This window comes from Microbacterium yannicii, assembly GCF_024055635.1.
In the GTDB taxonomy this organism is placed as follows: Bacteria; Actinomycetota; Actinomycetes; order Actinomycetales; family Microbacteriaceae; genus Microbacterium; species Microbacterium yannicii.
The window spans coordinates 178,524-188,159 of sequence record NZ_JAMXMB010000027.1; the positions used below are offsets into that span (position 1 = coordinate 178,524).

A 9,636-nucleotide genomic window follows, 5' to 3' on the forward strand; every position below is an offset into this window, starting at 1 on the left:
AGGGCGTCGCGCTCCATCAGTGCACCTTGAAATGGTCGAAGGGCTCGAGGCAGGCGCGGCACTCGTACAGCGCCTTGCACGACGTGGAGCCGAATCGGGCCAGCTCGCGCGTGTCGAGCGAGCCGCACCGCGGGCACCGCACCGACAGCGCCAGGCGGATCGGGCCGGCGGCACCGGCGCGCCCGGTCGGCGGGGCGATGCCGTAGTCGACGAGCTTGCGCTTGCCGGCATCCGTCATCCAGTCCGTCGTCCAGGCGGGGGCGAGCACGAGCCGCACGTCGACGTCGTCGAAGCCGGCCGCGGTGAGAGCGAGCACGACGTCGTCGCGGATCGCATCCATCGCCGGGCACCCGGAATACGTCGGCGTGATCGTCACGGTGGCGCGTGCGCCGCCGGAGCCGTCCCCCTCCACCCGGACGTCGCGCAGCACCCCGAGATCCTCGATGGTGAGCACGGGGATCTCCGGATCCGGAACGGATGCCGCGGCCCGCCACGCCCGTGCGGCATCGGAGGTGCCCACCGTTTGCTGATCCGCCCCCACCGGTTGCTGATCCGCCCGCACCGGTGGCTGATCCGCCCGCACCGGTGGCTGAGCCTGTCGAAGCATCACCACGTCGCCCCCGGATGCTGCCGTGCGAGCACCTGCATTTCCGCGAGCAGGAAGCCCAGCGTCGGGAAATGGGCTCCGCGGCGACCGCCGGCCGACGACTCGGGCCCCGTCGGGAGCTCCAGCTCGGCCTCCGCGAACACCGCGGCGATGACGGCGTCGAACGCCGGCTGCAGTGTCGACGGCCGCACGGCGACGTCGTCCAGCCGGTCGATGAGCGGCTCGTCGCGGAAGAGCTCGCCGACGTACGGCCAGACATCGCCCACCGCGCGGATCATGCGACGGCGCGACTCGTCGGTGCCGCCGGCGAGCCGCAGCGTCCACTGCACAGCATGGTCGCGGTGGTACTCGACCTCCTTGACCGCCTTGGCCGCGATCGCGGCGAGCGTCGCGTCGGACGAGCCCTGCAGTGCCGTGTACAGCTCGAAGAGGTAGACGGATGCCGCCAGCTGACGCGCGATCGTCTGCGCGAAGTCACCGTTGGGCTGCTGGAAGACCCAGGCGCAGCGGAACTCGGGCTCGTCGCGCCAGTAGGCGAGGTCGTCTTCCGTGCGATCGTCGTACGTTCCGGCGTAGCGCAGGAACGAGCGCGCGTGCCCGAGCAGGTCGAGCGCGATGTTGGCGAGCGCGACGTCCTCCTCGAGTTCGGGGGCGCGCGCGATCCACGCCCCGAGCTGCTGGGAGAGGATCAGCGCGTCGTCGCCCAGCCACAGCGCGTACTCCGCGACGTCTGCCGTCGCTGCGCGGCCCTCGCCGCCGGCGAGCTCGGCCGACAGCTCGACGCGCTCGACGGTGACCTCGCCGTGCGGGTCGGGCGACGTTTCGTCTCCCTCGTTCCTCGGTCGCTCAACGACCGGGACCTGGGCGACGACCGGGACCGGGGCGGCGGCCGGGACCTGAGCGGCGGCCGGGACCTGAGCGGCGGCCGGGACCTGAGCGGCGACCGGGACCTGGGCGACGACCGGTCCCTGGGCGGCGACCTGGACCGGGGCTGCGACCGGGACCTGGGCGACGACCGGTCCCTGAGCTTGTCGAAGGGTCACAGGTGCGGCACCCCCTCGGACGCCGTGTAGTACGTGGCGTGTCGGTAGTTCTTGCCGGCGGGACTCTCGAAGAACGCGCCCTTCGAGTCGGGATCGCTCGTCGTGATCGCGTCGGCCGGCACGACCCAGATCGACGTGCCCTCGCTCCGGCGCGTGTAGACGTCGCGGGCGTTGCGCAGCGCGAAGTCGGCGTCGGGCGCGTGCAGCGAGCCCGCGTGCACATGGCTGAGGCCGCGGCCGGCGCGGACGAATACCTCCCACAGCGGCCAGGTCTCGCGCGGCGAGGCTCCTGAGGTGGTCATGCTGCTCCCTTCGACAAGCTCAGGGACCGGGGACCGGTCTCGCGGAGCTGCTGCTTCCGGGCGTACTCCGCGGCCGCCTCGCGCACCCAGGCGCCGTCTTCGTGCGCGGTGCGCCGGTTGCGGGTGCGCTCGGCGTTCATGGCGCCGCGGCCGGCGATGACCTCCTGCAGCTCGGTCCAGTCGATCTCGCTGGTGTGCCAGCGCTGCGCCTCTTCGTCCCAGCGCAGCTCGGGGTCGGGAAGCGTCACACCCAGCACCTCCGCCTGGGGCACCAGCATCCCGATGAAGCGCTGGCGCAGGTCGTCGTTCGAGAAGCGCTTGATGTTCCATGCCATCGACTGCGCCGAGTTGGGCGACGCCTCATCCGGGGGGCCGAACATCATGAGCGAGGGCCAGTACCAGCGGTCCACGGCGTCCTGCGCCATCTCGCGCTGCGCCGCGCTGCCCTGCATGAGGGTCAGCAGGATCTCGAACCCCTGCCGCTGGTGGAACGACTCCTCCTTGCAGATGCGCACCATCGCGCGTCCGTACGGACCGTACGAGGCACGGCAGAGCGGCACCTGGTTGCAGATCGCGGCGCCGTCGACGAGCCAGCCGATCGCCCCCATGTCAGCCCACGTCGGCGTCGGGTAGTTGAAGATCGAGGAGTACTTCGCACGCCCCTCGATGAGCTGCTCGGTCATCTCGTCGCGCGTGATGCCGAGCGTCTGCGCGGCGGAGTACAGGTACAGCCCGTGACCGGCTTCGTCCTGCACCTTGGCCATCAGGATCGCCTTGCGCTTGAGGCTCGGTGCCCGGCTGATCCAGTTGCCCTCGGGCTGCATGCCGATGATCTCGGAGTGCGCGTGCTGCGAGATCTGCCGGATCAGCGTCTTGCGGTAGGCCGCCGGCATCCAGTCGCGCGGCTCGATGCGCGAGTCGGCCTCGATGATCGCGTCGAAGGCCGCCTGCTCGGCCGCCTCGTCGATCAGCACATCGGTCGTCATCATCGACTCCGTTCCGGCTCGTGGGATTACAGACCGTTCGTTCAGTAAGTCTAGATCACGACGGATGCCGCGGCCACCGTCAGCCGGTGGCACCGGGCTCGGCGCGTCGCGTGGTGAAGGAGCGCCCGCGGAATTCCGCCACGACGTCGCCCGTCTCGTCGGTCACCGTCACGTCGTACAGCCCGCTGCGCCTGGCGAGCGCCCGGCGGCGCGCGTGGGCGGTCAGCGTCTGCCCGGCGCGCGTCGCCTTGAGGAACGAGATGTCGGCGCCGGCCGCGACGGTGATCTCGGCATCCGCTTCCCCTTCTGCTGTCGAGAGGGCGTTGCACGCCATGGCGAACGCGGTGTCGGCGAGCGCGAACACCATTCCGCCGTGCGTGATCGCGAAGCCGTTCGTCATGTCGTCGCGCACGCGCATCGACACGACGGCTTCGCCCGGCTCGTCGCGCTCAACGACCATGCCGAGCGCCGCCGACGCGCGGTCGAGCCGCAGCATGCGGCGCTGCCCGGCGAAGTGGTCCGCGGGATCGCTCACGCCCCCACCTCTGTCGGCACGGGTGCGTCGGTCGTCGCCGCCGGCTCCGCGGTCTTGGCGACCAGCGTGAGCACGTCGTACGTCGCGACGATCTCGTCGCGCTGGTTGAGGATGACGGCGTCCCACCGCACCTCGCCGTAGTCGTCGGTCTCTCGCGGGGTGATCTGCTTCGCCGTCAGCACGACGCGGATCTCGTCGTCGGGCGACACCGGCGTGACGAAGCGCAGGTTCTCGAGCCCGTAGTTCGCGAGCACCGGACCGGGATCGGGATCCACGAAGAGCCCTGCCGCCCACGACACGAGCAGGTAGCCGTGCGCGACGCGACCGGGGAAGAACGGGTTGGCGGCGGCGGCCGCCTCGTCCATGTGGGCGTAGAAGCGGTCGCCCGTGAAGTTCGCGAACGTCTCGATGTCGTCGAGGCTGACAGCGCGCGACGGCGACGCGAGCTGGTCGCCGATCGCGAGCTCGGCGAGCGACTTGCGGAACGGGTGGCGGTCGGAGCGGGATGCCGCGCCCTGATGCCAGACGCCCGTGAGCGCCGTGAGCATCGCGGGCGAGCCCTGCACCGCGGTGCGCTGCATGTGGTGCAGCACCGCACGGATGCCGCCGAGTTCCTCCCCGCCGCCGGCGCGCCCCGGTCCGCCATGGACGAGGTGCGGAACGGGCGCGCCGTGGCCCGTCGAGGTGCGGGCGTCGTCGCGGTCGAGGAACAGCAGGCGCCCGTTGTAGGCGGCGGTGCGCGCGAGGAGCGTCGCGGCGACGCCGGGGTCGGAGGTCGCAACGCTCGTGACGAGCGACCCGCCGCCGCGGCCCACGAGGTCGGCGGCCTCCTCCACCGTGCGGTACGCGAGCACGCTCGCTACGGGGCCGAACGCCTCGACGTCGTGCACCGCGTCGGGCAGCGCGTCAGCGTCACCGTCGAACCCGATGAGGATCGGGCCGACGAACGCGCCGTCGGGTGCCAGGCCCGTCGAGCCGTCCGCATGTGTCACGGCCGGGGCATCCGTCGTTCCCAGCACGACCCGGCCGCCGGCGGCCTCCAGCGCGCCGACGGCACGCAGCACCTCGTCACGCTGCGCGAGCGAGACGAGCGGACCCATCGTGACGGACTCGGCGCGGGGGTCGCCGACGACGACGCGCTCGGCGATCTTCTGCCGCAGCGCCTCGACGAGCGGCGCGACAGCATCGACCGGCACGATGGCGCGGCGGATCGCGGTGCACTTCTGGCCGGCCTTCGTCGTGAGCTCGACCATGAGCTGCTTGACGTACGCGTCGAACTCCGGCGTGCCCGGCACTGCGTCGGGACCGAGCACCGATGCGTTGATGGAGTCGGTCTCACTGGTGAACCGCAGCTCCGGAGCAGCCTCCGCGCGCAGCCGCGCGGCCGTCGAGGCGCTGCCGGTGAAGCCGACGAGGTCACCCAGCCCGAGGTGGTCGAAGAGGCCCGGCACCGCGCCGCTCACCAGCTGCAGCGAACCGGCGGGGAGCAACCCCGTCTCGACGAGGATGCGCACCCACGCCTCGGCGACGTAGGCCGTCGGCGACGCGGGCTTCACGATCGTCGGCACGCCGGCGAGGAAGGCGGGCGCGAACTTCTCGAGCGCGCCCCACATCGGGAAGTTGAAGGCGTTGATCTGCACGGCGACGCCCGGCAGTCGCGTATAGACGTGGCGGCCGAGGAACGAACCGTCCTTCGACAGCGACTCGACCGGGCCGTCGAGGTACACCTGAGCGTTGGGCAGCTCGCGGCGTCCCTTCGACGAATACGTGAACAGCACGCCGATGCCGCCGTCGATGTCGTTGAGCGAGTCGCGCACCGTGGCGCCGGCGCGCTTGGAGAGCTCGTACAGCTCCTGCTTGCGCGCGGTGAGCGCGATGCCGAACTGCTTGAGCAGCAGCGCCCGCTGGTGGAACGTCAGCGCGCCGAGGCTCGCCTGGCCCACCGTGTGGGCGTGGCGGATCGCGGCCGCGAGATCGACACCCTGCGTGCTCAGGTAGGCGACGACGTCGCCCGTCGACGCGTCGAGCACCGGCGTCGCGTCGTCGCCGCTGTCGGGAACCCACCACTCATCGCGGAGGTAGCTGGGGAGGATGCCGGTCCCGGACCGCTCGACCGACCCGAGCCGCTCGGTCGTCTGTGTCTGTTCGATGGTCACTGTTCACTCCGTTCGTACAAGCCGTGGGGCTCGCCCTCGTTCATCGCTTGCGGCTCTCGAGGAACGCGGCCATCCGCCGCTCCTTCTCCGGGCTCTCGAAGAGCTTGGCCTGCAGTTCCAGCTCGATCTCGGGATGCGCCGCGCGCGGGGCGCCGAGCGCTGTCTTGGTGTACCGCGTGGCGAGCGGATCGTTCCGGGCGATGCGGTCGGCGATCGTGTGGGCGGCGGCGAGCAGGTCGCCCGGCTCGTAGAGCGACGACACGAGCCCCCAGGCGACGGCGGTCGCGGCATCCAGGATCCGTCCGGTCAGCAGCATCTCGGCGGCCCGCGCCTCACCGACGATCTCGGGCAGGCGCCACGTGGCGCCGGCGGCGGCGATGATGCCGAGGCCGGTCTCGGGGTTGCCGATCTGGAGGCCCGGGGTGCCGATTCGGATGTCGGCGGCATAGGCGAGCTCGGCACCGCCACCCAGGGCGTAGCCGTCGATCGCCGCGATCACCGGCATCGGCAGGCTGCGCACCCGCTGGAACGCCCGCGTGTTGATGCCCCGCCGGGCGTCGGCGGCGCGCCGCTGGCGCAGTTCGGCGATGTCGGCGCCCGAGGCGAATACGCCGTCGGAGCCGATGAGGATCAGGGTCTTGGGCTCGCCTTCGAGCTCCTCGCACAGCTCGTGCAGCCGGTCGATCATGTCCTGGTCGATGGCATTGCGCACATCGGGCCGCGACAGCGTCGCCACGACGCGATCGGGACGGCGCTGGATCTGCAGCGGCCGCGCACGCGACCCCGCTATCGAATCCGGCATCGGCATCCTCTCGCTCCGCTCCTTCGCGGTCGCGACCATGATACCTAACGATCGTTCAGTAATATCTCCCGAGTTGCCCTGCTCGGTGGCCGGCGGGTGCGAGACTGGGCGCATGTCCGCGAGCGCCGAGCCCCTCCCCACCCGCCGCGGCCGCCCGGGATACGACCGCGACCAGGTGCTGACGGTGGCTGTCACGCTGTTCAACGAGCAGGGCTACGACGCCACGTCCGTCGCCGACCTGGCCTCGCGTCTCGGACTGACGAAGTCAGCGCTGTACCACCACTTCGATTCCAAGGAGCAGCTGCTCGCGCTGGCACTGGACGAGGCGCTCGATCGGCTCGAGGGCGTGCTGGACGCGCCCGACGCCGCTGAGGGGACGGCGGTCGAGCGGCTCGGTGCGGTGCTCCGCGGCGCCGTGCGGGTGCTCGTCGACAAGCTCCCCTACGTGACGCTGCTGCTCCGCGTGCGCGGCAACAGCGACGTCGAGCGCGCCGCCCTGGAACGCCGGCGCGCGTTCGACCATCGGGTGACCGCGCTCGTCGTCGAGGCGCAGCGCGCCGGCGAGGTGCGCTCCGACGTCGAAGGGGCTGTCGCGACGCGCCTCCTGTTCGGCATGGTCAACTCGATCGTCGAGTGGTACCGCCCCACCGGCCCCGTGGACCGCGACCGCCTCGCCCACGACGTCGTGGCACTCGCGCTCGACGGCATGCGCACCCGCTGACGCGCCGGCGGAACGTCGGATGCCGCGGCGCCGAGCCCGCACGGGGGCCCGGCGTCGCGGCATCCGTCGTTGCAGGAGTCAGGCCTTCGCCATGCCGTAGATCGGGCTGATGTTCTGCTCGGCCTCGTGGTCGGGGCCGAGCGGGATGCCCGAGCGATCGCGCAGCAGCAGCGTCGCGACCAGGCCGATGAGCGTCATGCCGGCGAGGTACCAGGTGACCGACATCGTCGAGCCGGTCTCCTTCACGAGCCACGTCGCGATCGTGGGGGCGAAGGCGCCGCCCAGGATCGCGCCGATGGCGTACGAGATCGAGACGCCCGAGAAGCGGATGGATGCCGGGAACAGCTCGGAGTACAGCGCGGCCTGCGGGCCGTACGTGAAGCCGAGCCCGATGGTGAGGATCGCGAGGCCCGCGAAGAGCAGCCAGATGTTGCCGGTGTTCACGAGCGGGAAGAGCAGGAAGACGCCGGCGAGCTGCAGGATCCAGCCGATGATGTACGTCGTGCGCCGGCCGATGCGGTCCGACACGAAGCCGGCGGCCAGCGTCGACAGCAGCCAGGTCACGGCCGACCCGGCGACGGCCCAGAGCACCGGACCGCGTTCGAGGGCCAGCGGACCCTCGGGGTTGGTCGAGTAGCCCTGGATGTAGCCGCCAGTGGTCATGTAGCCGACCGCGTTGTTGCCCGCGAACACCAGCGCGGCGATGAAGACGAGCAGGGCGTGCTTGCGGAAGAGCGTGACGATCGGCGTCTTGGCCTTCTCCTTGCGGGCTGCGAGCTCGGTGAACACGGGGCTCTCTTCGACGCGACGGCGCACGTAGTAGCCGACGAGGATGAGCACGAAGCTGAGCAGGAACGGCACACGCCAGCCCCACACGAGGAACGCGTCGCCGGGCGCGATCATCGCCATGAGCGCCATGACGCCCGAGGCGAGAAGGAGGCCGAGCGGCACGCCGATCTGCGGCGACGCACCGAAGGCGCCGCGGCGTGTGCGCGGCGCGTGCTCGACGGCCATGAGGACGGCGCCGCCCCACTCGCCGCCCGCCGAGATGCCCTGCAGGATGCGCAGCAGCACGAGCAGGATCGGCGCCGCGATGCCGATCGCCTCGTACGTCGGCAGCACGCCGATGAGGGCGGTCGAGGCGCCCATCAGGATCAGCGTCCACATGAGCACGACCTTGCGGCCGTACTTGTCGCCGAAGTGCCCGGCGAGGAAGGCGCCGAGCGGGCGGAACAGGAAGCTCACGCCGACGGTGGCGAAGGCCACGACCGCACTGTTCTCGCCGAGCGGCGCGAAGAACAGCTGGCCGAAGACCAGGCCGACGGCCGTGGCGTAGATGAAGAAGTCGTACCACTCGACCGTGGTGCCGACGACGGTCGCGAAGACGACGCGACGGCGATCGACGGGGCTGGCGATGGTGCCGGTGGGGGTGAAGCCTTGCGGGGGCTGTGTGCTGCTCATTCGTGACTCCTGTGTCGGGTGACGTCGTCGTCACCGGCGAACCGGGGGATGGTTGCCGGATGTGCGACGATCATATACGATTTCGGATACGACGCAAGAGTGAGGGAGCTCGAATGGATGAGATGACGGATGCCGCCTCTCCGGGTACACCGGAATCGTCGGCCGATCCTCGCTTCGCCGCCCTCCCCGGCCGGCCCGGGAAGATCGTCGCCGTCCACCTCAGCTACGCGTCACGTGCCGGTCAGCGCGGACGCCGTCCCGAGCATCCGTCGTATTTCCTCAAGCCGTCGAGTTCCGTCGCCGCCTCCGGAAGCACGATCGAGCGACCCGCAGGCACCGAGCTGCTGGCGTTCGAGGGCGAGATCGCGCTCGTGATCGGAACTGCCGCCCGCCGCGTGTCGCTCGCTGACGCGTGGGACCACGTCGCGTGGGTCACGGCGGCCGACGACTTCGGCCTGTACGACCTGCGTGCGAACGACAAGGGCTCCAATGTCCGATCGAAGGGCGGTGATGGCTTCACGCCTATCGGTCCGACGCTCATCGACGCCCGGGCGGTGCACCCCGACGCGCTGCGCGTGCGGACCTGGCTGAACGGCTCACTCGTCCAGGACGACACGTCGGCCGGCATGATCTTCCCGCTGCCGCAGCTCATCGCCGACCTGTCGCAGCACTTCATCCTCGAGCCGGGCGATGTCATCCTCACCGGCACTCCTGCCGGGTCATCGGTCGCCCAGCCCGGCGATGTGGTCGAGGTCGAGGTGGACGTGCCCCGCGGCCCCTCCTCCGGCCGGCTGGTGACCACGGTCGTCCAGGGCGAGGTCGCGTTCGACCGCGACCTCGGCTCACTCCCCGCCGCCGACGACCTGCAGCGCACCGAGGCGTGGGGCTCGCGCGAGGCCGCCGGCCTTCCCGATGCGGAACCTGCCGAGCCGAATCCGGTCGCCGCGGTGAACCCGGTCGCTGAGCCGAACCCGGTCGCTGAGCCGAACCCGGTCGCTGAGTCGAATCCGGTCGCTGAGCCTG

10 protein-coding genes are annotated in these 9,636 nt (G+C 71.1%); 2 read left to right on the forward strand and 8 right to left on the reverse strand.

The genetic code is table 11. The features are described from left to right. Window positions 1-16 precede the first annotated feature (16 nt). The 7 genes from paaD to NCG93_RS11815 all read right to left on the reverse strand — a co-directional run bounded on the left by paaD (window position 17) and on the right by NCG93_RS11815 (window position 6,431). Entirely contained in the window at window positions 17-520 is a 504-nt protein-coding gene (paaD, locus tag NCG93_RS11785; RefSeq protein WP_252787530.1) for a 1,2-phenylacetyl-CoA epoxidase subunit PaaD, read from the reverse strand. 86 nt (window positions 521-606) lie between these two features. Beyond that, the gene (gene paaC / locus NCG93_RS11790; RefSeq protein ID WP_194414946.1) at window positions 607-1,383 is read right to left on the reverse strand and encodes a 1,2-phenylacetyl-CoA epoxidase subunit PaaC; all 777 of its coding nucleotides are present in this window, start codon (window positions 1,381-1,383) and stop codon (window positions 607-609) included. Between the two features lie 263 nt (window positions 1,384-1,646). Beyond that, the gene (gene paaB, locus NCG93_RS11795) at window positions 1,647-1,952 is read right to left on the reverse strand and encodes a 1,2-phenylacetyl-CoA epoxidase subunit PaaB (RefSeq protein WP_194414233.1); all 306 of its coding nucleotides are present in this window, start codon (window positions 1,950-1,952) and stop codon (window positions 1,647-1,649) included. Further along, the gene (gene paaA, locus NCG93_RS11800) at window positions 1,949-2,941 is read right to left on the reverse strand and encodes a 1,2-phenylacetyl-CoA epoxidase subunit PaaA (RefSeq protein WP_372495982.1); all 993 of its coding nucleotides are present in this window, start codon (window positions 2,939-2,941) and stop codon (window positions 1,949-1,951) included. The genes paaB and paaA overlap by 4 nt, the downstream gene beginning before the upstream one ends. Before the next feature lie 76 nt (window positions 2,942-3,017). Beyond that, window positions 3,018-3,434, reverse strand: coding sequence for a hydroxyphenylacetyl-CoA thioesterase PaaI (paaI, locus tag NCG93_RS11805; RefSeq protein WP_194414947.1), 417 nt, complete (start codon window positions 3,432-3,434; stop codon window positions 3,018-3,020). A 35-nt stretch (window positions 3,435-3,469) separates the two neighbouring features. Continuing rightward, window positions 3,470-5,623: a phenylacetic acid degradation bifunctional protein PaaZ gene (gene paaZ / locus NCG93_RS11810; RefSeq protein ID WP_252787532.1), complete on the reverse strand. Its 2,154-nt coding sequence runs from the start codon at window positions 5,621-5,623 to the stop codon at window positions 3,470-3,472. Between the two features lie 46 nt (window positions 5,624-5,669). Continuing rightward, entirely contained in the window at window positions 5,670-6,431 is a 762-nt protein-coding gene (locus NCG93_RS11815; RefSeq protein ID WP_194414235.1) for an enoyl-CoA hydratase/isomerase family protein, read from the reverse strand. A gap of 112 nt (window positions 6,432-6,543) precedes the next feature. Between NCG93_RS11815 and NCG93_RS11820 the strand changes: the two genes are divergently transcribed. Further along, window positions 6,544-7,152 carry a TetR/AcrR family transcriptional regulator gene (locus NCG93_RS11820; RefSeq protein ID WP_194414236.1) on the forward strand — a complete coding sequence of 203 codons (609 nt, stop codon included), beginning with the start codon at window positions 6,544-6,546 and terminating at the stop codon, window positions 7,150-7,152. 78 nt (window positions 7,153-7,230) lie between these two features. Here NCG93_RS11820 and NCG93_RS11825 read toward each other — a convergent pair whose 3' ends face one another. Further along, the gene (locus tag NCG93_RS11825) at window positions 7,231-8,613 is read right to left on the reverse strand and encodes an MFS transporter (protein ID WP_194414237.1); all 1,383 of its coding nucleotides are present in this window, start codon (window positions 8,611-8,613) and stop codon (window positions 7,231-7,233) included. A 122-nt stretch (window positions 8,614-8,735) separates the two neighbouring features. On the opposite strand from NCG93_RS11825, the gene NCG93_RS11830 reads away from it, so the two are divergent. After that, a partial coding sequence (locus tag NCG93_RS11830; RefSeq protein ID WP_252787533.1) for a fumarylacetoacetate hydrolase family protein occupies window positions 8,736-9,636 on the forward strand: 901 nt, incomplete at its 3' end.